The sequence below is a fragment of the Aeromonas sp. CA23 genome (assembly GCF_002587065.1).
GTDB lineage: Bacteria > Pseudomonadota > Gammaproteobacteria > Enterobacterales > Aeromonadaceae > Aeromonas > Aeromonas bestiarum.
In genome coordinates, this window is record NZ_CP023818.1 from 917,501 (window position 1) to 942,721 (window position 25,221).

The following is a 25,221-nucleotide window of genomic DNA, read 5'->3' on the forward strand; positions in this document are numbered from 1 at the left end:
CATACTCCCGCCGACCGCCAATAGAAAAGGCCCTGCACATGGCAGGGCCTCGCTTTTTCTCTTCTATATATAGCAGCGCTGGCGATCAGAGGCGGTAGTCCGCCGTCAGCTTGAACTCGGTCCCTGCCGACGCATAGCCATAGGCCGGGGCATAGTCGCGATCAAACAGATTGTCGATGCGGCCACCCAGCGTGAACTGAGGCGTCACCCCGTAGCTGGCCCCCAGATTGATCAGGGTGTAGGAACCCAGCTCTACCCGCTCAGCCGGGAAGCTGCTGAAGTTCTTGTCATCCCGCTTGCCGACATAAAGCAGTTCGGTGGAGAGATCGACCGGGCCCAGCTGTACCTGAGTCAGCCAGCTGGCCTTCTGCTTGGCACGACGCAGCAGTTGCTGGTCACCATCGTTCTTGTCTTCGGTCTTGGTATAATCGAAGCTCAGATCATGATGGAGCGGTCCGGTTTCCAGACCCAACGCCACTTCCACGCCGCGGATCTCGGCATCCGTGTTGTCCGGCTTGCAGGTGGAGAAGGCACTCTGGCAGGCGATCAGGTTCTGGATCTGGTTGCGATACAGATTCAGCGACCAGTCCCAACCGGTATAACGGCCTGTGAAGCCCAGCTCCAGGTTCTTGCTCTCTTCCGGTTTCAGATCCGGATTCTCATAACCGGGATAGTAGAGGTCGAGGAAGGTCGGCGCCTTGAAGCCGGTGCCATAACTCAACCGCACATTGTGGTTGTCATCTATGTCCAGCCCGCTGGCGGCGGACCAGGTGTTGTGACGGCCATACTGCTCGTTGTCATCGGTGCGACCCGAAAGCTCCCACAGCAGGGCCTGCCAGCGGTAGCTGCCCACCGCAAACAGACCCGTGTTGTCGCGATCGGGGGCATTGAACGCCTGACCGGAGCTGCGCGAGTCGGATTTCAACTGCTCCTGCTGCCAGTCGGCGCCACCGGTCAGGTTGAGCCCCTCAACGCCACTCCAGCTGTTGATCCAGGAGAAACGGGTCAAGCCGGTGTGGATCGGCTGGGCGCTGGATTCTCCCTTGCTCTCCCACCAGCTCTTCAGCTTGTTCTCGCCATAACTGGCCTCCAGCCGGCTGGTCAGCGTCTCGCTCTGGAACTTGAGACCGCCATCATACTGGAAGGCCTGTACCCGGCTCTGATCGGCCGACTGATAGGCATCATCCATCTCGGTCTGGTTGTCATAACCCTGGGCGTTGAAGTCTGCACTCCAGGCATCATTGAAGGCATGGTTCAGCCCGATCTGGCCGTTCAGACTGTCGAAGCCATCCCGATCCGGCTGCTGGGCATTGGCCACCACATCGAAACCATCGGTGCGCTCGTAGCCGATCATCATATTCATGTCGGTCTGCTGACCCAGGGCCTGCACGGTACGCACCTGACCCTGGCCGTAACCATTGCTGCCCACGCCCCCCTTCAGGTGGGTCTCGCTGCCATTCTTGGCGGAGGTTTTGGTGATGAGGTTGATGACGCCGCCGATGGCATCCGCGCCATAGACGGCCGCGCGTGGTCCCCGGATGTACTCTATGCGCTCGATATTGCCCAGCGGGATCTGGCTGAGGTCTGGCGTGCCAGCCACCATGGCGGCGATGGGGCGCCCGTTCATCAGCACCAGCGAATGGTTGGAGTTGGTACCGCGAATGAACAGGCTGCTCATGTGCCCTCGCCCACCCAGTGTGGTGATCTGCACACCCGGCAGCGTCTTCAACAGCGCTGGCAGGCTCTGCACCTGACGGGATTCGATCTCGGCGCGATCGATCACCACAACAGGTGCCAGAACCGTGCTGATGGGTTGTTCCACCCGGTTGGCGGTGATCACCAGGGTAGGATTGACGGGGATGGTCGTCTGGGCGAAGGCCGCCGTTGGCAACAGGGCAGCCACCAATAATTTCTTGGACATGAGAGATCCTTAAGTTCGCGTAAGCATCTACTTCGTGGCCGGTTTCTCTCGGCCCGAAATACGAACTTTGGCAGGTCTTCGGGCTGGGGGGCTGATGGCCTACGGCGACGGCTTCCCACCTGACGGCAGTGCCCTGATGTCGCTTCGTTCCCCCTTACCGCTGCGCGCCAGCTCCGGATTTTCACCGGATTCCCTATTAAGCATGATGCGCCAAAGCGGGGGGATTATAGGAAAGGGCGGCACAAGAGTATAGATATTTAGCCATCTATACGTCTTTTGATGAAAGAAAAACCTGAGCCCATCGGGCTCAGGTTTCATGTCGTCATCGAGCGAGGCGAACCCTCAATCGGTGCAGAGCGGCTTGGGAGCCGGCAGACGTATGGTGAGAGAGAGCACCAGAGCCACCACCATCAGCACCAGGATCAGGTTGAAGGTCGCCATGAAGCCGCCGAACAGGGAGGCCACTATGGAGCCTATGATGCTGCCCAGACCAAAGCCCAGATAGATGACGCCGTAGTTCTTGGTCAGGTTGTTGAGACCGAAGAAGTCGCTCACCAGCGAGGGATAGACTGTGATGGTGCCACCGAAGCTGAAGGCCACGCAGGCCACCGCCACGAAGAAGAGGTTGGCATTGAGCGGCACGAACAGCAGCAGCGCCATGCCACACAGGGTGATCAGCTGGGCTATGGTGATGACCCGGATGCGGGACATCTTGTCAGACAGTATACCCAGCACCAGCCGGCCACCCAGGTTGGCCATGGCGATCACCGCCACCGCATTGGCTGCCACCGCGGTCGACAGGCCGACCATGTTCTCGCCGATGTCCTTGGCCACGCCGATGACATAGAGGCCGCTCATGCAGGCGGTGAGGAACATCAGCGCCAGCATCCAGTATTGCGGCTTGCGCATCGCCTCGGCCAGGGTGAAGTCACGGCTCTCGGTCTGCTGCAGGGAGGAAGCCTGCTTGGGCGCATCCTTCATCAGCATGCCGCCCACCAGCACCATGGACATGGCGATCAGCCCCCACAGCTGGAAGGTCGCTTCCAGGCCGTTGTTCGACAGCAGCAGCAGGTTGATGTACTTGAAGCCGAGGCTGCCCAGACCATAGGCGCCGATGGAGCAGGCGGAGATCAGCCCCTTGCGCTCCGGGAACCACTTCACGCAGTTGGAGAGCGTCATCAGGTAGCCGGTGCCGTCGGCGAAGCCCACCAGGATGCCGGCGCAGAGGTAGAGCATGGCCAGGTTGCTGGCATGGGCGGTGAGGAAGAAGCCGATGCCGAGCAGCACGCCGGCGCCCAGGGTGACGTTGCGCACCCCGAACCGCTCCTGCAGCTTGCCCGCCATGGAAGACGCCACCGCCAGCGACAGGCTGAGCAGACCGAAGGCAAACGCCACCTGACTGACCGGCTCGTCCAGCTTGTCGGAGAGCTGGGCGTTGAACAGGCTCCAGGTGTAGACGGAACCCAGCGCAAACTGGGTGATGATGGTACCTATCAGGGTCAGATAGCGGGTGCGATTCATCTCTTTGGTCATGATGCGTCTCGGTCGATGGCCTTAAGGAAATTGAGGCCACTATAGGCAAGACGCAGCTCGCGCCGACTGATTAAGGCATGAAATGCAGATCGGCGGGAATGAATGACAATCAGAGCCGCATCAGCTGACGGAACGCCTTGATGTTGCTGCGACTGACCGGCACCTCGAACGACAGGTCATGGAGCCGGATGAGATAGGTGCTGTTGAACCAGGGCACTATCTCGCGGATCTTGTTGATGTTGACGCAGTAGGAGCGATGGCAGCGGAAGAAGCCCTCGGCGGGCAGCCGGCTGACAAACTCGCTGATGGTCATGGTCATCACGTAGCGATCGGTGCGGGTATAGACATAGGTCAGCTTCTCGTCCGCTTCCGCGTAATAGATCTGCTCGCAGGGGGTGACTATGATGCGCTCCCCCTTCACCAGATTGACGGTGCGATTCTGCGGGCTGATCACGTCGCCGCTCGCCTCCCCCGTGCCGACCGGCTGCGACTTGCCCGCATGCTCGAGCTTTTGCAGCAGATTGATGATGCGCGGCTCGTTGTAGGGCTTGAGGATATAGTCGAACGCCTCCAGCTCGAACGCCTCCACCGCAAACTCCTTGTAGGCGGTGACGAAGATGATGTGGGGTGGATGGCTCGACTTGTGCAGGTTCTTGGCCAGCAGCAGACCATCGATGGAGGGGATCTGGATATCCAGAAACACCACGTCCACCTCGTGATCCTGCAGGTATTTGAAGGCCTCGAGCCCGTCCTCGAAGCTCGCCACTATCTCGATCTGGCTGTGCTGGCTCACCAGATAGATGAGTTCCTCACGGGCCAGATATTCATCTTCGACAATAATGGCTTTCAGCATTGCGTTGCCCCTAGCTGGGAAGAAGAGCAGGCCAGCACCTCTCGAGTCAGAGACTCGTCCTCAACAGTGATGTCTCTCAGCATGGCATGGCCTCCTGATCCGGCAGATAGAAACAGACTTCGGTACCCGGTTCCAGCCGCTTGAGCTGCAGGCCATCACCGTACAACAGCTTGACCCGCTGATGAACGTTCATCAGGCCTATGCTGCGGCTCTCCACCCGACCGGCGGCCACGCCATCGATCACCGCCTGACTGATGCCATAGCCGGTGTCGCGCACCGCCACCCGGATGCCACCCGCCAATTGCTTCACCTCGATAGTGACCCGGCCCGGCGCGCTGCGGGGCTGGATGCCGTGCAGGATGGCGTTTTCCACCAGCGGCTGCAACAGCAGGCTCGGCACCTGGATGTGGACGTCGTCCACTTCGAACACCACCTCCAGTTTGTCGCCAAAGCGGGCCTGCTCGATGGCCACGTAGTCGCGCACCTGCTGCAGCTCCTCCTGAATGTCGATCAGCTCATCCCCCTTGTTGAGGTTGTAACGCAGGTAGTCCGCCAGATTGGCAATGAGCTGGCGTGCCTGCTGGGGACGAATGCGGATCAGGGATGAGATGGCGTTGAGGGCATTGAACAGGAAGTGCGGGTTGATCTTGCTCTGCAGGGCGGTGAACTCCGCCTTGCGGGTCATCTCTTTCAACTGCTCGATGCGCGACACCTCCATCTGGGTGGAGATGAGCTGGGAGAGGCCCACCGCCATCTCCCGCAGCGAGCTGGTGATGCTGTGGGTGCGGCGGTAATAAATCTTGAGAGTGCCGCTGACGGCGCCGTTTTCCCGCAGCGGAATGATGATGACAGAGTGAAAATCGGAGAGGTGATACTGGCGCAGATCGTTGTTGATGATGATCTGGTCCAGCAACACAGCCCGCTGGGTCATGTCGCTGATGGCGTGGTGCTCGTCCAGCTCGTAGTAATCCTTGCCCACCCCCACGTAGGCCAGCACGTCGCGGGTATCTGTGATGGCCACCGCATCGGCATGGATCTCGTTGCAGATGACGCCGCACACCTGACCAAGGGAGTGGCGATCGACCTTCTGGAAGAAGGGCAACGTCTTGTTGGCGATATCCAGCGCCAGCTTGGCCTGCTTGGCGGCAATCAGCTCCTTCTCGTCATCCAGATCCTGCACCAGCTTGATGATGAGCCCGATACAGAGCGCCCCGGCGATCATCGGATAGGCGATGTGGCTGACGATCTCCACCCCCACCTCATGAGGTTCGGTCAGCAGCCAGATCAGCAACATGGTCAGCCCCTCGCACAACATGCCCGCCAGTATGCCGTAGAGCCAGAGTCGCGACTTGCGGCAGCGCAGGTGCAACCAGGTGGCGAGCAGACCGGCAATGATGCTGGCGATGAGACAGGGGATCGAGGTGTGACCATCCATGTCGATGAGGTAGCGGTGCAGGCCCGAGATGACCCCGGCCGGAATGCCGACCCAGGGGCCGAACAGTATGCCGCCCGAAATGATGGCGATGATCCGCACGTTGATCAGCGCCCCCTCCACCGGAATGCCGGTATAGGTACTGAACACGGCGAACAGGCCGAAGATGGAGGCGACCAGCACCAGCTCGGCCGGGGTGTGATCCCGCTTCTGGAACAGCCGCTGGAACGGCCGGGTGCGGGTCAGGAAGAACAGGGTCATCAGCATCAGCGCCGCCCGTTCGAATACCGCCAACAACATCATCTGATTTTCGAGCAAGACAGGGATCCCGTATCAATGAAGAAGATATGTACCAAGGCGCGAGATCATACCCCGTATTCCGTGTCAGCTCATTCCGAATCGCGAGCGTCAAACTAAGCTTTCTGGCAGGTGAGTCGATAAACGGATGACCCCGACAACGGGGTAACCTCTAGATCCAGGAGATGACCATATGTCTCAGAAAGGAATGCTGGTGGCGTTACTACTTGGGTGCTGTGGTGCAACCGCCCAGGCCGCCACCCTGACCCGTCAACTCAATTGGCCAGCCACCGCCAGTAAAGATACCAGGATGGAAATAGCACTCACCCATCCCGGCCTGCAACCCGTCAATTCAAACCAGACGCAGTATCCCATTCACACCCTGGCGGCCAATATCAGCAGCCCGGATTTCAATACCACCTATCAACTGCAAGCCCGCAAACTGTATGGCACCCTGACACAACAGGCCGGCACTCCCATCAGTCTCACGCTCAATGGTCAACGGATCCCCTCCACACATCCTCTGACCCTGGCACAAGCCACCCGCTATTACCTCAGCTATCAAGCCCCTTCGAGCCGACCCCACCAGACAGGTGAGGCAGCCTATGAGTTGATGGTGTATTGGCACGGTTGAGCAGTCATGAAGGCATGTCACCATGCCTTCATTCTTATCCAGGTTCTGTGCTCTGCAGCCGCACTATGGCCAGCCTGGCAATGTGATAGACACGTTGCAGGCGCTGCAACGCCATGGGCAGGGTTTGTGCGTTCAGTTCCCCGGACTCTATCTCGCTGCAGGTGGCGACCAGCTGCATGGCCCCCATGATCCTGGCTCCGCCTTTCAGACGATGAACATAATCCAGAAAGCGGGCCAGCTCCCCGGCGGTAACCGCCTGTTGCAGCGCCTGCAGGTCGTCGTCACTGGCACGAACAAATTCGGCCAGCAGGGGCAACATCAGGGCTGACTGGTGGCCGGTCAGCGGCCCGAGACACTGCCTGATCTCCTGCATGCAAGCGGCGACATCGGCTTGCTCCTCACGCTGCATATGCCGACGCAGGCAATGATCGAGCGCCTCCAGCCCTACCGGCTTGAACAGACAATCATCCATGCCAGCCGCATGACCCTCGTTCACCTGCTCCTGACGCGCATCGGCCGTCAGGCCCAGGATCACACAACGGTGCCTGCCATTGAGGTGTTCCCGCACACGGCACTGCCGGGTCAGCTCGAACCCGTTCATGCCGGGCATGTTGAAGTCGGTGATGACGACATCGAAGGAGTATTCGGCGAAGAGCGCCAGCGCCTGCTCACCCGACTCGGCCGCCATGGCCTCATGCCCCAGATAGGCCAGTTGCTGACTGATAAGCAGCCGATTGGTGGGGTGATCATCCACTATCATCACTCGCAGCCTATCCCCGCGCGCCATCACTGAGTCAAGTTCGCCTGACAGGGGTTTCTCCACGGCCGTGGCAAGGGGCAGTTTCATCTCGACGCACACCCGGGTGCCACGACCCAACTCGCTCTCCAGCACCAGGGATCCCCCCATTGACTCGCAGAGGGAACGAGAGATCATCAGGCCGAGGCCCGTACCGGATTGCTGTATATGCTCGGGTTGGCTGGCCTGGCTGAAGGGCTGAAACAGCCTCGCCAGTTCCGCCGGGGCTATCCCTATCCCGGTATCCCTGACCACCAGTTGCAAGGTACACCAGCCGTCACTGCTCCATAGCTGCAGCTCGACCCGTACCGAGCCCAGCTCAGTGTATTTGATGGCATTGCTGATCAGGTTGGACAGGATCTGTTTGTAACAGAGGCCGTCTACCTGCACCCAATGGGTCGCTCCGATAACCAGTTCCAGTTGCAGATTCTTCTGTCTGGCCAGGGCGTTGAACACCGTGACGACAGACTCGGTCAAGGCCGCTATGTCATGGGGTTCGGGCACCAGCTCGAGCCGCCCCGACTCTATCTTGGAGATATCCAGAATATCGCCGATCAGGGTCAGCAGATCCGTCGCCGAGCCATGGGCGATGGAGAGCGAGGCTTTATCTTCCTCATGCAGACGATCTCGCCGCAGAGTCAGCTCCAGCAGGCCAATGATGGCATTCATGGGGGTACGAATTTCGTGGCTCATGGTGGCCAGAAACGTCGATTTGGCGCGATTGGCCTCTTGCGCCTCCTGGCTGACCACCGCCAGATCATCCAGCAGGCGCAGGCGCTCGCTCACATCGATCCAGCCGCCAATGCCCCCCTGCACCTTGCCATCCAGATCGTAATAGGGCTGGACCCAGTGATAGACATCCACGGCCCCATTCACCATGACCAGACGATGATCCCCCTCCTGCGCCTGTCGCTCCTCGCGGGCAGCGGCAAGATCGGCAAACAGGGGGGCGAGAAAGGGCCAACGCTCACCATCAGCGGCCAGGCCTGCGCCCAGCAAGCCGGCTTTCGGTTCACCAAAAAAGGCCGCATAGCTGCTGTTGCAGAGGATAAGCCGCCCATCCTGGTCTCTGGCGTAGATGGGATGGGGCGTGCCGTCCACCAGATCTTCAATGAACTTGAGCTGGGCACTCAGCGCCACTTCGGCAACCCGACGTTCGCGCATCTGTTTGCGCAGGGAGAGACTCCACAGGCTGACCAGGAGGGTCAACAGCAGGATCAGTGAAATAAAAATGCCAAACTCGCGTACCAGTTCCTGCCAGGTGATCGCCTCCTGCTGGGTACTGACCCGCCAGCGATTGGAGAGCCCTTCCAGCTCGTCCGGCGGCATGGTTGCGATCACCTTGTCCAGAATATTGCGCAGTACTGTGTTCTCCTGGGATACCGCGAACGCGGCACCAATCGGAATCGAATCGAATAATTCGCCCGTGATAAGCAAGCTGTCGGGAAATTTGCTGTTGACGTAATACTTGGCTACCCGCAGCGGCAGTACAGTCACATCACATACCTCGGTCGCGACACAACGCAGTGCGTCTTCAATCTTGTCAAACGGGCGAGTCCTCAACCTGCCGTATACCTCCTCTATGGCCTGCGCCGAAATGAAATCCTTGACCACGGCCACAGTCCCGAATTTGAGCAGGGTGTCCGGTTCACTCGCTTCATGTTTCACGCCAACCACGTAAGACAAGGGATCCAGCACGAAGGCCCGACTGAACAGGACACGACGCCTGCGCTCCACCGATGGGCTCATTACCACAGCATCCACTCTCCCCTCATCCAGCAGCTGGATCATGCGCTTGATCGTCTTGACCGGGACCGCCTCGATCTCCACTCCCAGTTTCGCCCTCAGCACCTGCAACAGATCGGCAGTCACGCCATGCAAGGTACCGTTAACGTCGAGGAAGCTCAGCGGCGGAATACCGCTGTTGACCGCAATCCGGAGCTTTCTCTGCTGGCCAAGCCATGCCCATTGACCACTGGTCAGCCCTATCCTCTTGGCATCGATGGAGAGTCCACCACCGCTCCAACGTTTGGCAATCTCGTCGCGCTTGCCTTCCAATACCTCATGCAATGCAATATCAATTATTTTCTTGAGGCGCCGATTCTGTTTTTCCAGCGCGAATGAGAAACCATGAGTATCCACATACAAGGGCCTTAGTAATTGAATGCTGTCTTGGTAGAATTTATTGACGATAAAATTACCAGAAATCATATCTACCATAACAGCGTCGACCTGACCATACGCGACAGCCGACAAGGCACTATAGCGGGAGGAATATAACTTTACTTGAACGCCAGGCAGGTAACGCATCACATCAAGAGTTGGCAGATAATACTCTGGGACGGCCACCGTTTTTATATCACGCTCCTTTACGTGTATGCTTTTATATATGGCGGGGTCATCTTCCATATATTTATCAGTTAATAGCAACTGTTGTTCCTCCTCATAAGCATTTGAGGTACTCAACAGATCGATCTCCCCCCGCTTGAGCGCAGCTATGGCCGCCGCCCGTGACGGAAGCTTCTTCACCACTATCTCGACGTGCAACAAATAACTCAACATACCGGCAATGTCGGCGGTAACCCCTTCATAGGCACCGGAACGCAGAGTAATGTCCATGGGAGGGTTGTCCGGCATCGGCACCCCCAGAATCAGCCGTTCACGATTGCGCAACCATAGCCAGTCATCGGCACGTAGAGGTAGTGCCTGCTTGCCGAGATACTCGTTGTCATCCCGCGCATAGACATGCAGCAGGCTATCTTCCAGTTCATGGGCAGGGGCAAGAAACGAACTGAGCGAACTGAGGCTGACGAACAAGATCAGAAGTAATTTCATCTTGCTCACATCAATTCTTGCCGCTTGGCCAGACTGATCAGGTCAACCATGTTGGTTACATTGAGCTTTTGCATCAGGCGGGTCTTGTAGGTGCTGACCGTCTTCTCGCTGAGCAACATGCTTTCCGCTATCTGCTTGTTTGCATGGCCCTGGCATATCTGCAGCAGCACACTCATTTCACGATCCGAGAGTGCTGACAATAGATCTTCCCTGTCTACTGAATGAGCATTTTTGGCGCCTGCGATAATATCTCTTGGAAAATAGAGCTGATCTTTCTCTATTTTTACGATCGCACTTCTCAATAGCGACAGCTCATCCAGCTTGGACATGAATCCATCAGCTCCGGCCTGCAGGCAACGCACCATGACATGATGAGTTGATTGTGCTGATAAAATAATCACCTTGATGCTGGCATCCAGATCCTTCAGTCTTTTGATAACTTCAATACCATCCAGTCTGGGAATGCCAATATCGAGCACCACAATATCAGGCTGATGTTTCCTAGCCGAAGAGATAGCATCAACACCATTATCAACCTCTGCCAGAATATGGTGCCCATCCTGTTTAAGCAGCATATTCACTGCCATTCTTATTGCGGGATGATCATCGACTATCAATATCCTTGCCATATACCTACCTACCGTTGACTCATTTGATTTAGCGTATACTAACTACAAAATCAGCACCTGTACCATACGGCTCTTTGATATTAATAATATGTTACACAATTCAAATAAAACGCTAATAAAGTGACCTGAACGCTATTTGAACGATTTGTTTTATATATATTTATCAATTAGTTATAAGTACAAATATTCTTTTGAATCTTATGGTTCATTTGTACCGCATCGCCGACTCAAACATCATTCGCAACCGCTCGCCAGACGCCCGATTCATCTTGATAAGAAAAGCATCAAAATGCTTAAAAATCAAAGTTATAACTTTAAATGACCCATGACAGAGCCGCAGGGATATACATGCATCTGAAGTTGTACGTAACAACTACCTTTTAGGACTTTTCCTACACACCATTAGATCGATCCAAGCAGGTCTGGCGGTTATCTTGGTCGGCGAAAAGATGAGCTGGGTGACGGAACATTATGTTTCGGGGCCCGGCAACACCCCTTGGTCAAATATACCCCGGGGATGAAGAACGAATGCACCTCGGGTGCAGTGAATCAAACGGGTGGCTCAAGGCTACTCATCGGGAAACCTGTAGGAAACATCAAGATGAAAAAGACTCTGATTGCGCTGACAGTTGTAGGTTTGGGTTTTACCGCTGCCACCCAGGCAGCCGTAGAAGCCTCGGCAGTCGCAACATGGCAGGCAACCGCCAAGAAAGACACTACCTCCGAGCTGGTTGTCACCCCGCTCTCCAGCCTCTCCTTCCAGTACGCCGAAGGGATCAAGGGTTTCAATACCGTCAACGGCCTGTTCGATGTCGCCATCAAGGGGGATGCCAGCGCGACTTCCTTCATTCTGAAAGCCAAGAAGCTGAACGGCACCCTGAACCATCTGGGTGGCAACTCCACCGTCGACGTGGGTGTGTTGTGGGGCGGTGCACCGGTCAGCGCCACGGCCTACACCACCCTGATCGATACGGCGGCGGGCATCACAGGCGGCAACCTCTCCCCCATAGCCCAGGGTTTCAAGGAGGACACCCAACGTACCACGGCGCAGGGTTCCTTCAGCTTCAACATTGAAAGCGCCACTGCCAACGGCAGCACGGCCACCTTTGAAGCCCTGCCAGACGGTCTGTGGAGCGGCGAAGTCAACGTCGAGTTCGTGGCCAACTGGGCCTGATTGCCTCAACGCATATCATTCGGGGCCCTGCGGGGCCCTTTGTATTCACAGGAGATCACATGAACCTGAAAATGCTGGGGGTATGGATGCTGTTTATTCCCGGAATAAGCCAGGCGATCAACGTCGGCTCGGTTACCACCTTTATTGATGCGGGCAGTCAGGATGTCGCCAAAGAGATCGAGAACGCCAGCGATCAGGCCAGACTGGTCACTGTCACAGTGACACGCATCTCCTCCCCGGAAGAGGGCGGACAGGAGATGCCGATGGAAGTGGACGGTGAACTCATGCTGTCGCCAAGCCGGCTGATGCTCCCCGCCAACGCCAAGAACAACGTGCGCTTCTTTTACAAGGGCCCGCAGGATGGCAAGGAGCGTTACTACCGCATCCGCTGGCTGGATACCGCCCTGTCGATGGACGACCAGCGCAACGAACGCCGCCAGGCGGTCGCCACCACCTCAGCCCAGATAGGCACCATCCTGGTGGTCACACCGCGCCAGCAGAAGTTCGATTACCTTCTGCAAGGCGATACCCTGACCAATAAAGGAAACGCCTCATACCGCACAGTGGCGTATGGCACTTGCCTGAAACAGCGCAAGGAACAGTGCAAGGAGACCTATTACGACCTGCCGGGCAAGCAACGCCAATTCCGCCAGGTTGATCTCCGGGATCCGAAGAGCCATGTCGGCCTCTGGCTGGGCCAGGAATTCGTCGTCATCAAATAATCCTTTGTACTGGTACTGCCTCCACCACCCGGTCGAGTGGCTGTGTTGTTTTGCCGAAATTTGGAACCATGGTGCGTGATATGTTGAAAAAAGCCTGCCTGTTGCCAGTCTCATTGCTGATCATGATGTCAGCCTCGGCCAGCGCCTCAGCGCCACTCAAAATCGCCAATATCATCATTCCTGCCAGCTTTGCCAGTGCACTGGCAGAGGGCATTGCCGTACCGGTCAGGCTGCAGTATCAGGATCAGGCGCTGGCACTCGACACCACCACCGAAGAGTCCGTTGGCAACGCCACGCTGATCCTGCGGGACGGCGCGCTGCATCTGCTCAACCTGGACTTCAACCAGGGCCAGAGCGATGTGGCCCTGCGCCAGGAGCTGGTGGAGCTGCTGCAACAGAATCAGCTGCGCACCTTTTCCAGCGACGGACGGCTGGTCATCAACGACAGCGCCACCCTGCAGCTGGATCTGATCGCCATGCTGCTGACCATACAAGTCACCAAGGCAGCCTTTGGCGAGAAGCGTGTCAGTGTGGCCAAGACCAGTCTGACGCCCTCCGTTGAGGCGTTGACCAGCGTCAATCGCTACAACCTGGGCTACTCCTTTGCCAACAGTCGTCAGGCGGGCAGCACCAGCACCAACTTCGCCCAGTTGAACAGCCTGGTGGGGTACAGTGAACACCATCTGGACCTTGATGGTTCTCTCTACAATCTGGGGGAAACGAACCAGAACGGCTCCCTCTATCGCGCCATGTATGAGCGGGATATCGAAGATCGCCGTTTTGCGACCGGCATGGTGTCGACCTGGGACCTCCAGACCCTGGGGGGCGTATCCGCCCTGAACGCAGGCCGGATCTACGGGCTCTCTTACGGCAATCAGGCCCGCTCACGTACCGTCAACGAGAGTGAATCCACCACCCCGATCCAGGTCTTCATGCCCTCGGCGGGTGAGGTTCGGGTCTATCGGGATGGCAAGCTGATCGGCCTGCAGAATTTCTCGATCGGCAACCACCGCATCGATACCAGCCGCTTCCCCCACGGCTCCTACAGCGTCACGGTCGAGATCCATATCGACGGGCGCCTGACGGAATCCAGCAATCAGCGCGTCACCAAACTCAACAACAGCCTGGGCTTCGATCAGGAGTGGGGCTGGCAATCCTGGGGCGGCCTGATGGAGGCCAGTCAGGATGGTGCCCGCTCCCCCCTGCTGGGGCTGTCGCTGGCACGTACCTTCGAGACCACCAACCTGACCCTGACCGGCTATGGCTTCAAGGATGCCCTGGTCAGCGAGAGCCAGGCCAGCTGGCAGCTGACCGACAGAGTCAGTACACAGCTGCAGGGCATGCTGGCCTCGGACGCCTCCTGGCGGATCTCGTCCGGCGTGACGGCACAAGTACACGACAACGTCTCGTTCTGGCTCAGTCAGGAGAAACTCGACACGGGCAGCAAGCTGACCACGGCCCCCCTGGATCTTTATACCGCCGGCATCAGCATCAACCTGCGGCGGCTGGCATGACAGGCTGGGCAGCCTCTCGTTCAACACCACGCACGACAGTGAGCAGGGGAACGATCGCAGCTATATCGACTATTACCAGGGCCTCTATTCCGGTCGCTATGGCCAGTTGTCACTGCGAACCAGCCTGCAGAGCAGCAGCGCGACCCTGAGCGGGTTCAACAACAAGAGCCTGACCCTGGACTACTCGATCCCGTTCGACAACCTGTTCAGTCTGGGCATGAGCAGCAACGAAGAGGGCCACACCACGGCCAACCTCAGCTATCAGAAACGCATGGAGGGCTTCATCAACACGGCGACACTCAACGGTGCCAAAGTCATCAGTGGCGCAGAGCACAATGACCTGGCCCTCTCGGGGACCCTGGGTTTTGAAAACAGCATGACGGGCGGCACCCTGACCCTGGGTCGCAGTCAGGGCGGCGATGTGAACGGCAACCTGATTGCACGTGGTGCTGTCATCACCACAGGGGATGAGATCCTGGCCTCCAGCCAGAACCGATCCGGTTCCGGCTTGCTGATCGATACCGGCATTGGCAAGGAAGGCAAGATGCTCGCCAAGATCAATGGCCAGGAGTACTCGCTCGAAGGCAACAAGACCTTTGTCGCCCTCTCTCCCTTTCAGGAGTACGAAGTGGAACTGCTCAACAGCAAGACGACCAAGGACAGCTATGACATCAACACCGGCAAGCAGCGCTACACCCTGTTCCCCGGCAACGTGGCCAAACTGGATGCCACCCGCTCGGTCAAGGAGATGGTCACCGTCTTTGGCATCATACGTGCCGAGGATGGCAGCGTGATCGCCAACGCCAGGATCGACAACCACATCGGCACCACTGTGACCAATGAGACAGGTGAATTTTCACTGGATGTGGACAAGGCCAATCCGGTATTGAGCTTCAAGCATGGCAACGAATTCTGTGAGGCAGAGCTTGATCTGGCGCAGCAGAGCGGCGCCGCCTGGGTAGGTGATGTGATCTGTCGCGGCCTGCCGACTTACGCCATGGTGAGAGGTTGATGGCATGAAAATGACAAAAATTGTTATCGCGGCCTGCTTCATCGGCAGCATGCTCGCCAGTGTCGGCACCCAGGCCGCCGTCTCCAAGACCGTCTGGGGCGATGCTCCCCTGCGCAATTTTCTGTTTATCGAAAACCAGGAAGACAGCAACCTGTTTGTCGCCCCGACCGATGCCCTCGATCCCCGCCTCAGCGGGGCCAACGCCTGGACCTCTCTCAAGGGCACCCGCCAGGTGAGCCTGGCCTATGTCGACAACGGCTATAACACGGGGATCAGTAACTGGAACGTCGACATGTGGGAGGAGGGTCCCATCAACCAGCCCTATATCAATCAGCGCTGCATCATGAGCTACGCCCGTTGCGATCCCAACACGGCCGAGGCAGTCAACAAGCCTGCCGTCGTCGATGGCAAGGGTTTCTACGGCCTGCTGGGCGCGGCGGATGGTTGGGGCCATGCCAAGCTGAGTGCCAGCTTCTTCGACTACCTGAGGAGCATGCCGGTCGGCAGCAGACTGCTGCGTGAAATGAACCTGTGTGCCACCCTGGTCAGCTTCAACGCAGCCACGGGGGCGCGCTGCAAGGATCAGGCAAGTGGTTACTGGTATGTTCGCAAGATCGAACACAAGAAGGCGGGTCATATCAAGTTCACCCAGACCAACGCCATCAGCGAAGTGACGGTGGACAGCAACGGCAATCCCTATGTATTGCCGGGCTCCCGCGGCTGCGAGAACTATGTGCTCAACAATGTCAGCGGCGTGCTGTGCCGCTTCCTCGATTACTCCTTCATCGAAGATGGCAGCCAGACCTTCGAACCCATCTATCTGTTTACCAACATCAAGGATGCAGGCCTCAAGTCAGCCATCGCGGCCACCGATGTGCAAGTCACAGCCAACATGACCAACTGGGCCTGGAATGGCTATGACTACACGACTCGCTACCTGAAGAACCAGCAATCCGTCTCCCTGTTTCTCTCGGGCAACTTCTTCAAGCAGGTCGTACGGCTGGGCTTGCAGGATCGGCTGACCCGGGATCTGATCAACTTCAATATGCGCAATGCCCATGCCCCCGAGAGTGGCTATTACGAGTTCAGCGGCACCACGGAAATCATCATCAAGCCACGCCACTTCAGCGTTTCCATCCTCTCGTCCGAAGGGATCACCAATCCCTATCGTGAGGGACAGATCGGCAAGGATGTGCTGTCGTTTCAATACAATATCTCGGATAGCGGCCCCGTCTCGGCCGACGTGCTGGAGATGATCCTGGCCCAGGACAAGGGAAGCCCTTATCAGGGGAACTGTACCTTCTACCCGGCCGATAGCCAGGAACCCGAGAGTGCCGTGCCCATTCCCGCCAGGCTGGTGTTCGACTCCACCCGCTATGGCGCCAATTACCGCCATCCGATCGGCTGTGACCGGGTGCCGGTCAATATCAGGACACTCGCCATCAAAGACAGTCAACCGGCTCACAATTGGATAGATCCCAACGGGAACCCGGGTATTACCCGCTTCTATCTGCTCAAGCTGGACTTTGATCTGACCGATCCAAGGGCGGCACAAACCACGGAGGGCAGCATATGGGAAGGAGAACGGCACCAGAGCGGCACCCTGACCATCAAGGGCAGCTGGCGTTAGCAATCAACATGGATCTCAGGACAATGATGAAAAACCTGGCGCGCAGTTTGACTCTGCTGACGGCTCTGCTGCTTGCCGGCCCCCAGGCATGGGCCATCGACATAGGCCCCATGACAGCCATCATGGAGCACGATGAAGAGTTCATCTCCCGCACCGTCACCAACAATGCCAGCACACCCAAGCTCTACGAGCTGGCGGCGTATCGCATCACCAGTCCGACAGCGGACGAGGCCATTCTACCCATGGCCCCTGGCGAACTGCTGTTCGCCCCCAAGCGGTTTGTGCTGCATCCGGACCAGCGGCAGCACGTCAAACTCTATTACAAGGGGCCCGGCGATCGGCAGGAGCGCTACTACAGGGTCGTTTTCACCGAAGTTCCGGTGGCGCAGGCCGGCACACCCGATAACGCAGGCAAGCGCAGTTCGGTCGAGATGACCATAGCGCTGCAATCCATTCTGGTGGTGAGACCCCGCCAGGAGCGGTTCGAATATCGTCTCGATCAGGCGGCAGGCAGCATCACCAATACCGGCAACAGCTTCTTTGAGTTCATGGTGAAACAGGGGTGTGACCAGCCGGACAGCATGGCAGACAGCAAATATCTGCTGCCCGGCGAGACCTATCGCAATCCCAAGATCAGCCAGTCTGGCAATCAGAAGCTGATCGTGCATCAATCCCGTTTTGTACGGGTTGGCAAGGATTGCTGGCCGGACTAGACGCCCGGCACCGGGCGTCCATGGCTTGGCAGGCCCACAGGCCGGTCAGGATGACAACGTGGCCAGCCGGGCGGCGAAGCCCATAAAGAAGAGGCCGATGAGGCCGTTGCCGAGCTTGGCGAGGCGTACCTTGCGCGCAAAGAAGCGGGCCATCAGGGTGCCGCCGAAGATCAGCAGGGTGAGATAGACGAAGCTCATGGCCTCCAGCATGCTCGCCAGCACCAGGTAGGAGACCCAGGTGTGGGCATAGTTGAAGTCGACGAACTGCACGAAGAAGGAGACGTAGAACAGGATCGCCTTGGGATTGGTGAGGCTCAGGGTCAGCGCCTTGGAGAAGTAACGCTCGCCGTGCTCGACCACAGACGCCTGCCCTTCCCGCCTGGCGATGAAGTTGGCGTGGAGGATCTTCACCCCCAGATAGAGCAGGTAGAGGGCACCCAGGTAGCGCACCAGGGTAAACAGCAAGGGGGTGGTGCGGATGAGGGAGGCGATGCCCAGATAGGCGCAGAAGATCAGGATGGCGTCGCCGACGAAGACCCCGAGGGCCGCCTTGTAGCCGGGGCCAACGCCGCGGCTCGCCCCGGTGCGCAGCACATAAATCGAGTTGGGCCCCGGCGCTATGATGATGAAGAAGAGCCCGACCAGATAGGTCCAGACATTGATGACTCCCAGGCTCTCAAACATGGCGCGCCCCCCAGAACTTGGAAAAGAGCCCGCTCAGGCAGGTCCAGACATTGATGACTCCCAGGCTCTCAAACATGGCGCGCCCCCCTGGACTTGGAAAAGAGCCCGACCAGATAGGTCCAAACGTTGATGACTCCCAGGCTCTCAAACATGATCCCTCCATGGCGGGTGGCGACCCGCATAATGCGACGACGAGGTTTCTATACTAATCCGCCGCCCGCCGAGCACAAGTGCCGATCCGTGATCCGTTCGCCCCACCCTCTCACCGCCGTAACCGGCAACCCCGATCCCCCCACTTTGTGGTGTCCAGACGCGCCGGGATCAGGCATGTTAAGCCATACCCAGGATCACAGAACCCACCCTCATGGAAAAGAGCCTCAGTACCGATCAGCCACTCGCCACCTCTGCCGTGCACGACGCCTTGAATCGCACCACCTATCCGGTGATCGCCGCCATCAGCTTCTCGCACCTGTTGAACGACATGATGCAGTCTGTGCTGCTGGCCATCTATCCGCTGCTCAAGCTCGGCCTCAACCTGTCGTTCGCCCAGATAGGCCTCATCACCCTCACCTACCAGTTCACGGGCTCGCTGTTGCAGCCGCTGATCGGCCTCTACACCGACCGCAGGCCCATGCCCTATTCATTGCCGTTCGGCATGGGCTTTACGATGATCGGCTTGCTGTCGTTGTCGCAGGCGGCCAGCTTCGGCGCCGTGCTGCTGTCGGCCATGCTGATCGGCATAGGCTCGTCTGTGTTCCACCCGGAATCTTCCCGGGTCGCCCGCATGGCGGCCGGCAACCAGCCTGGCTTGGCGCAATCGCTGTTCCAGATCGGCGGCAACCTGGGGTCGGCCATAGGGCCGCTGCTCGCCGCGCTCATCATAGTGCCGCAGGGTCAGGGCAGCGCGGCCTGGTTCTCGCTGTTCGCATTGGTCGGCGTCATAGTGCTCAGCCTGGTCGGGCGCTGGTCCAGCCACCACGCCGCCAACTTCCATAAACGGATGAAGGCTCACCTCGGCCACAGTCTGAGTCGCCGCCAGATCGGCTGGTCCCTGGCCATCCTCGGCCTGCTGATGTTCTCCAAGTTCTTCTACATGGCCAGCCTGAGCAGCTATTACACCTTCTACCTGATGGACAAGTTCAGCCTGCCGCTGGAAAGCGCCCAGCTCTATCTGTTCGCCTTCCTGTTTGCCGTCGCGGCGGGGACTGTGCTCGGCGGGCCGATCGGCGACCGCATCGGCCGCAAGCGGGTAATCTGGATCTCCATCCTCGGCGTCGCCCCCTTCACCCTGCTGCTGCCCCACGTCGACCTGTTCTGGACCTCGGTACTCTCGGTCATCATAGGCCTGATCCTGGCCTCGGCCTTCTCCGCCATCCTGGTCTACGCCCAGGAACTGGTCCCCGGCAAGGTCGGCACCATCTCCGGCCTGTTCTTCGGCTTCGCCTTCGGCATGGGGGGCATAGGGGCCGCCCTGCTGGGCCAGCTGGCCGATGCCACCAGCATAGAGACCGTGTACCAGGTCTGCGCCTACCTGCCGCTCATCGGCTTGCTGACCGCGTTCTTGCCGACCCTTAGAAAGGGATAGCGGGCCATCGATAGCCAACGCCGCTAGGAATACCGACCATAAAAAACGCGGCCTGAGCCGGACAAGGGAGCCACCGAGGCGGCTCCCTTGTCCGGGATGAATGAGTGCGAAGGATTGTCAGCAGTATTGGCCCGCCACCCAGCCCGATGACCAGGCCCACTGGAAGTTGTAGCCGCCGAGCCAGCCGGTCACGTCCACCACCTCGCCGATGAAGTAGAGACCGGCCACCTTGCGCGCCTCCATGGTCTTGGAGGAGAGCTCGTTGGTATCCACGCCCCCCAGGGTCACCTCGGCGGTGCGATAGCCTTCGGTACCGTTCGGCAGGATCTGCCAATCTCCCAGCAGGGTGGCGATGGCCTCCAGCTCGCGCTCGTTGTACTGACGCATGGGCTTGTTGACGAGCTGACCCAGCTCCACCAGCTTGTCGACGAAACGCTTGGGCAGCTCGCGTCCCAGCACGGTTTTCAGCTCCTGGGCGGGATGGGCCTGCGCCCATGCCTTGAGGGCCGCCGGAATATCCAGCTCGGGCAGCAGGTTGAGGTGGATCTTCTCCCCCGCCAGCCAAAACGAAGAGATCTGCAGTATGGCGGGGCCCGAGAGGCCACGGTGGGTGAACAGCATGGCCTCCTTGAAGCGGGTGCCATCCTCGGCGGTCACGGCCACCGGCAGGCTGACCCCCGCCAGATCGGCGAAGGCCTCCTTGTCGGCCTGATGCAGGGTGAAGGGCACCAGACCGGCGCGGGTGGGCAGCACAGCAAGGCCGAACTGCTCCGCCAGCTTGAAGCCGTAGGGGGTGGCGCCGAGCTTGGGCATGGAGAGGCCACCGGTGGCCACCACCAGCGAGTGGCAGCTGATCTCCCCCTGGCTGGTGGTCAACACGAAGCCCTCTTCCGTCTTGCTGACGCTCAGGATCTCGGTCTGGAACTGCAGGGTGACGCCGGCCCAGTCACACTCGGTCAGCAGCACGTCGACTATCTCCTTGGCGCTCTCGTCACAGAACAGCTGGCCCAGGGTCTTCTCGTGGTAGTTGACCCCGTGCCTGTCCACCAGATCGATGAAGTCCTGCTGGGTGTAGCGCGCCAGCGCCGACTTGCAGAAGTGGGGATTGCCAGAGAGAAAGGCGTGGGGCCCGGTCTGATGGTTGGTGAAGTTGCAACGACCGCCGCCGCTGATGAGGATCTTCCGACCCGGCTTCTTGGCGTTGTCGAGCAACAACACGGATCGGCCCCGATAGCCCGCCTGCTGGGCACACATCAAACCGGCCGCACCGGCCCCGATCACCACCACATCAACCTGCTTCATCATCATTCACTCATCCAAAGAAAAACGGCCCCTTTATGCGAAAGACCGTCATTGTACCCAGCAGAAACCACCACAGCGATTTCATCGCAGCATCAATAGAAAACGGCCCCTATACGAGGGGCCGTTATTGTACTGGCTGAACACTAAGTGTCCACGACTATCAGGCGTTGCCATCCATGACGCTGGCAGGGGCGCCCTTGGCCAGCTCGGCCAGCTCCTTGTCGATGAAGTAGAGACCCTTGCCATCCTCGCCTACCAGCGACAGACGGTCGACTATGCTCTTGAACAGCTTCTCCTCTTCATGCTGCTCGGCCACATACCACTGCAGGAAGTTGAAGGTGGAGTAGTCCTGGGTGGTGAAGGCCACATGGGCCAGACCGTTGATGCACTTGGTGATGTGGTACTCGTGCTCCAGGGTGGTGCGGAAGATGTCACCCAGGGAGTTGAACTCGTGGGGAGGCGCATCTATGGCGCCCAGCATCGGCATGGCGCCGGTCTCGCTCACGTAGGTGAACAGGCGCTCCATGTGCTGGCGCTCCTCGACCGCGTGCTGGCGCAGAAAATTGGCCGCCCCTTCGAAGCCCTTGTCCTCACACCAGGCGCTCATCTGCAGGTAGAGATTGGAGGAATAGAATTCAAGATTAATCTGCTCGTTCAACTTCTCGATCATGGCTTTGGCCAACATGCTGATTCTCCACTGTGATTTTGTCACGATTGTCGCCACTGTTTCATCACGAATCAACCAGATACGGTGGCCCCAGCTCTCAGTTGTGACAGCTTTTCACCTCATCCTATCCCCCATACGGTTATAGAGAAGCAAAGAAACATGGTGTAGGTGGATTCAGCCATTATGATGGCGCCAGTGGTCGGGGAAAGGATTCAATGAGATTCATTATGGCACTGGCACTGCTCTGGATAACCCAGTTGCAGGCTGCTCCCTCCTTGCTGGAAGAGGCTGAATTGCAGGCGGCGCGCGATCCCGTCGGCTATCTGCGGCGCCTCGATGCCCACCCGCAGCAGGATATGGAGCTGTTTCATGCCAGAGCCCTGGCCCAGGCCGCCCTGGGTCGCTATCCACAAGCCCTGCTCGACAACGCCCGGGCGCGCGGGCTGGCCAGCGCCCAGCAGGAGACCCAACGCCTGCTCGACTTCAGGTTGCAGCAGATAGCCCTCACCCTGGATACGGAGGCGCCGGATCAGGCCCTCGCCCTATTGGCCCAGCTCAGGCCAGCCGTCGCCGGCCACCCTATGCAGGAATCCGAGTGGCACGCCCTGAACGGGCTCGCCCTCTATCGCACCCAGCAGTTGAAAGAGGCGATCGCCGAACTCAAGACCGCCTTCCAGCTCAAGCGATCCGCCCCGGACAACCCCATCTCCAGCCTGCAGTGCGCCCGCCTGCTGATGACACTCGGCAACCTCTATGCCGACCTGAGTCTGGCCAAGGAGGCTGAAACCTATTACCAGGAAGCCTTGCAGCTGATGGTGAAACTGGACGAGCCTAACAGCCAGACCATCATCCGGGCCAACATGGCGCGGCTCTACATAGATACGGATCGCCCCGCCCAGGCCCGGCAACTGCTCGACGGACTGCTGGCCACCCCGGAACTGGCGCCGGATTACCGCGCCATCATGCTCGGCTATCAGGCCATGGCGTTCAATGCAGAGGGCAACTGGGCGGGCGCCCTGCGCAGTCTGGACGAGGCGCAGGCACTCTATCAGCAACTGGGTTACCCGGAAGCGGGGGTGCGTCTGCTGGAGACCCGGGCCCGGGCGCTGCAAGGCCGCGGCGAGAAGCAGCTGGCGCTGCAGCTGCTGACTTCCCAGGGGCAAGTCAGTGTCAGCAGCAAGGCGCTGCAAGCCAGCCTGCTGGCCGATCAGGGCCGCTATCCCGAGGCCTATCAGGCGCTGACCGACTACATGAGCGACTACAAGCAGCACTTCAACCAGACCCTGAGCCAGCATGCCACCGCCTTCCAGGCCGAGATGGATTTGGCCCGCAGCGAGGCCAGCAACCGGGCGCTGCAACAGGAGAACGAGCGCAAGCGTCAGCAACTGCTGCATCAACAGAGTGCCCGCCACTACCAGCTGGTGCTGGTCGGCCTGCTGGCCGGCGCCCTGCTGCTGCTGGGGATCACCACCCACAGACTGCATCGCAGTTCACGCCACCTCTACAAGCTCGCCACCTTCGATCAGCTGACCGAGCTGCCAAACCGCCGCGCCCTGCTGGAACGGCTGGCCACCCAGTGGCAGCAGGAGGGCCCGCTCACTCTGCTCATCATCGACATAGATCACTTCAAGCAGATCAACGACCGCCATGGTCATCAGGCGGGGGACAGGGCGATCCAGCGGCTGGCGCGGGAGCTGAGATCCTGGGCGCCCGACCTGCAACTGGTCGGACGCTGGGGAGGCGAGGAGTTTCTGGTGGCGGTGCCGCTGCCGGCGGAGGATTGCTGGCATCTGGCCGAACGGCTGCGCCAGCGGATTGCCCAGCTGGACAACCCCCGCATGACCATCAGCATAGGGGTTGCCGGGCGCTCACCGGCCGACGAGGGGCTGGGCCAGCTCATTCACCGGGCCGACATGGCCATGTATCAAGCCAAGCGCCAGGGCCGCAACCAGACCATATTGGCGACGATCCCTTCGGCGCAGGATGAACTGGCCAGCAGCGTGGCCTGATGATCTTCCCAGCCACCGGCTCTGAATAAATGGGAGGGATGGATCAACAGCCCAGTCTGGCTCAGGGCAACAGCTCGGTCAGCGAAGCCAGATCCACAGGCGCCCCATAATCCACGCCAGGCAGCTCGAAGCCGTTGAGCTGCATGAAATCCTGCCGCAGCCCGGCGAAATCCCCCAGGGCATGGAAGTTGTCCGGCGTCACCTTGGACCAGAGGGTTGAGACCGCGGCCTGAACGGCCGGGTCCAGCTCGTGGTCATCCATCCGGATCAGCCGGTTGCCGTCGGCCACCACCCCATGGGGTCCGTACATCTTGGCGGCAAACAACCGCTGCATCTGCTCGATGCAACCCTCGTGCACGCCGCGCTCCTTCATCACCCCCATCAGCAAACCCAGATAGACCGGCAGCACCGGAATATAGGCGCTCGCCTTGGTCACCAGTGCCTTGCAGACCGACACCCAGGCGTGGCCGCCGATGTCGGCCAGTTGCAGGTTGATGGTCTCGGCGGTGGCGTGCAGATGCTCCTTGGCGTAGCCGATGGTGCCGTCCCGGTAGAGGGGATAGGTGGATTCTGGGCCTATGTAGGAGTAGGCCACAGTCCGGGCGCCGGGCGCCAGACAATCGGCCTGCTGCAACGCCTGCAGCCAGAGCTGCCAATCCTCGCCGCCCATCACTGTGACGGTATCGCGGATCTCCTCCGGGGTGGCGGGCGCCAGCGATTGCTGCACCAGGGCGTCGCGCTCCAGATCCAGCCCCCAGCCACTGAACGGCTGGCCGGTGGTCTTGAGCACCGAGCGCACCTGAGTGCCATCCGGCAGCACCCGAATGCCGCTCGCCAGCGAGTAGATCACCAGATCCACCTGCCCCAACTGCTGGCGGATGGTGTCGATGGCCTGCTGGCGCATCCCGTCGGAGAAGGCATCACCGATCAGGTTGACGGCGATGCGCCCCTCCTGCTCTGCCGCCTGCCGAAACCAGATATTGTTGTACCAGCCCGCGCTGCCGAGCCCCTTCTCGGACGGGCCTCGCTCGAACGAGACACCGACGGTATCGGCACCAGCCCCGAAGGTGAGCGCGATGCGCGATGCCAGCCCGAATCCGGAGGAGGCACCCAGTACCAGCACCCGCTTGGGCCCGTTGAAGGGGCCCGCGGCTTTGACGCTGGATATCTGCTGCAACACGGCGGCCCGGCAGCCGATGGGGTGACAGTTGCGGGCGACACAACCCTGGATCTGCGGGTGAATGATCATGAAGGGATCTCCAAAGGAACTGGCTACAGC

The 25,221-nt window shown here is 59.3% G+C and carries 19 protein-coding genes and 1 riboswitch; of the genes, 9 read left to right on the forward strand and 10 right to left on the reverse strand.

Features of this window, described 5'->3' with window-relative positions; genetic code table 11:
* Positions 1-85: 85 nt before the first annotated feature.
* The 4 genes from CK910_RS04320 to CK910_RS04335 form a co-directional block, all read right to left on the reverse strand.
* Positions 86-1,921 (reverse strand): TonB-dependent receptor domain-containing protein, encoded by a 1,836-nt coding sequence (locus CK910_RS04320; protein ID WP_043557385.1) that lies wholly within the window; start codon positions 1,919-1,921, stop codon positions 86-88.
* A 52-nt stretch (positions 1,922-1,973) separates the two neighbouring features.
* Positions 1,974-2,151: riboswitch (cobalamin riboswitch) on the reverse strand.
* A gap of 112 nt (positions 2,152-2,263) precedes the next feature.
* Positions 2,264-3,454, reverse strand: a complete 1,191-nt coding sequence (locus CK910_RS04325; protein WP_172955234.1) for an L-lactate MFS transporter — start codon at positions 3,452-3,454, stop codon at positions 2,264-2,266.
* A 109-nt stretch (positions 3,455-3,563) separates the two neighbouring features.
* The gene (locus CK910_RS04330; protein WP_098981118.1) at positions 3,564-4,307 is read right to left on the reverse strand and encodes a LytR/AlgR family response regulator transcription factor; all 744 of its coding nucleotides are present in this window, start codon (positions 4,305-4,307) and stop codon (positions 3,564-3,566) included.
* A gap of 76 nt (positions 4,308-4,383) precedes the next feature.
* Entirely contained in the window at positions 4,384-6,057 is a 1,674-nt protein-coding gene (locus CK910_RS04335; protein WP_172955235.1) for a sensor histidine kinase, read from the reverse strand.
* 172 nt (positions 6,058-6,229) lie between these two features.
* Here CK910_RS04335 and CK910_RS04340 point away from each other — a divergent pair, with 172 nt between their 5' ends.
* Positions 6,230-6,670 (forward strand): hypothetical protein, encoded by a 441-nt coding sequence (locus CK910_RS04340; RefSeq protein WP_098981121.1) that lies wholly within the window; start codon positions 6,230-6,232, stop codon positions 6,668-6,670.
* A gap of 34 nt (positions 6,671-6,704) precedes the next feature.
* Here CK910_RS04340 and CK910_RS04345 read toward each other — a convergent pair whose 3' ends face one another.
* Together CK910_RS04345 and CK910_RS04350 are read right to left on the reverse strand one after the other, a co-directional pair.
* Complete coding sequence (locus CK910_RS04345) at positions 6,705-10,301, reverse strand: transporter substrate-binding domain-containing protein (RefSeq protein WP_098984980.1); 3,597 nt, start codon at positions 10,299-10,301, stop codon at positions 6,705-6,707.
* Between the two features lie 5 nt (positions 10,302-10,306).
* Positions 10,307-10,930 (reverse strand): response regulator transcription factor, encoded by a 624-nt coding sequence (locus CK910_RS04350; protein WP_098981124.1) that lies wholly within the window; start codon positions 10,928-10,930, stop codon positions 10,307-10,309.
* Between the two features lie 601 nt (positions 10,931-11,531).
* Here CK910_RS04350 and ecpA point away from each other — a divergent pair.
* From ecpA to CK910_RS04375, 6 genes are all read left to right on the forward strand, one after another.
* Entirely contained in the window at positions 11,532-12,104 is a 573-nt protein-coding gene (ecpA, locus tag CK910_RS04355) for a common pilus major fimbrillin subunit EcpA (protein ID WP_098981126.1), read from the forward strand.
* A 59-nt stretch (positions 12,105-12,163) separates the two neighbouring features.
* Positions 12,164-12,826 carry a hypothetical protein gene (locus CK910_RS04360; protein ID WP_098981129.1) on the forward strand — a complete coding sequence of 221 codons (663 nt, stop codon included), beginning with the start codon at positions 12,164-12,166 and terminating at the stop codon, positions 12,824-12,826.
* An 80-nt stretch (positions 12,827-12,906) separates the two neighbouring features.
* The gene (locus CK910_RS24270; RefSeq protein ID WP_253852812.1) at positions 12,907-14,340 is read left to right on the forward strand and encodes a TcfC E-set like domain-containing protein; all 1,434 of its coding nucleotides are present in this window, start codon (positions 12,907-12,909) and stop codon (positions 14,338-14,340) included.
* 106 nt (positions 14,341-14,446) lie between these two features.
* Positions 14,447-15,352, forward strand: coding sequence for a CS1-pili formation C-terminal domain-containing protein (locus CK910_RS24275; protein ID WP_253852813.1), 906 nt, complete (start codon positions 14,447-14,449; stop codon positions 15,350-15,352).
* Between the two features lie 4 nt (positions 15,353-15,356).
* Positions 15,357-16,982, forward strand: a complete 1,626-nt coding sequence (locus CK910_RS04370) for a hypothetical protein (RefSeq protein WP_098981132.1) — start codon at positions 15,357-15,359, stop codon at positions 16,980-16,982.
* A gap of 26 nt (positions 16,983-17,008) precedes the next feature.
* Positions 17,009-17,695 (forward strand): fimbria/pilus periplasmic chaperone, encoded by a 687-nt coding sequence (locus CK910_RS04375; protein ID WP_098984981.1) that lies wholly within the window; start codon positions 17,009-17,011, stop codon positions 17,693-17,695.
* A 45-nt stretch (positions 17,696-17,740) separates the two neighbouring features.
* Here the strand turns inward: CK910_RS04375 and leuE are convergent, their stop codons facing one another.
* The gene (gene leuE, locus CK910_RS04380; RefSeq protein ID WP_098981134.1) at positions 17,741-18,379 is read right to left on the reverse strand and encodes a leucine efflux protein LeuE; all 639 of its coding nucleotides are present in this window, start codon (positions 18,377-18,379) and stop codon (positions 17,741-17,743) included.
* A 364-nt stretch (positions 18,380-18,743) separates the two neighbouring features.
* On the opposite strand from leuE, the gene CK910_RS04385 reads away from it, so the two are divergent.
* Positions 18,744-19,964 carry an MFS transporter gene (locus CK910_RS04385; RefSeq protein ID WP_098981137.1) on the forward strand — a complete coding sequence of 407 codons (1,221 nt, stop codon included), beginning with the start codon at positions 18,744-18,746 and terminating at the stop codon, positions 19,962-19,964.
* Between the two features lie 117 nt (positions 19,965-20,081).
* Here CK910_RS04385 and CK910_RS04390 read toward each other — a convergent pair whose 3' ends face one another.
* Positions 20,082-21,266, reverse strand: coding sequence for an NAD(P)/FAD-dependent oxidoreductase (locus CK910_RS04390; RefSeq protein WP_172955421.1), 1,185 nt, complete (start codon positions 21,264-21,266; stop codon positions 20,082-20,084).
* A gap of 160 nt (positions 21,267-21,426) precedes the next feature.
* Positions 21,427-21,951 (reverse strand): non-heme ferritin, encoded by a 525-nt coding sequence (gene ftnA, locus CK910_RS04395; RefSeq protein ID WP_043140307.1) that lies wholly within the window; start codon positions 21,949-21,951, stop codon positions 21,427-21,429.
* A 209-nt stretch (positions 21,952-22,160) separates the two neighbouring features.
* Between ftnA and CK910_RS04400 the strand changes: the two genes are divergently transcribed.
* Complete coding sequence (locus CK910_RS04400; RefSeq protein WP_098981142.1) at positions 22,161-23,942, forward strand: diguanylate cyclase domain-containing protein; 1,782 nt, start codon at positions 22,161-22,163, stop codon at positions 23,940-23,942.
* A 61-nt stretch (positions 23,943-24,003) separates the two neighbouring features.
* On the opposite strand, the gene fabV is transcribed toward CK910_RS04400, so the two are convergent.
* Positions 24,004-25,191, reverse strand: coding sequence for an enoyl-ACP reductase FabV (gene fabV, locus CK910_RS04405; RefSeq protein ID WP_098981145.1), 1,188 nt, complete (start codon positions 25,189-25,191; stop codon positions 24,004-24,006).
* Positions 25,192-25,221 lie beyond the last annotated feature (30 nt).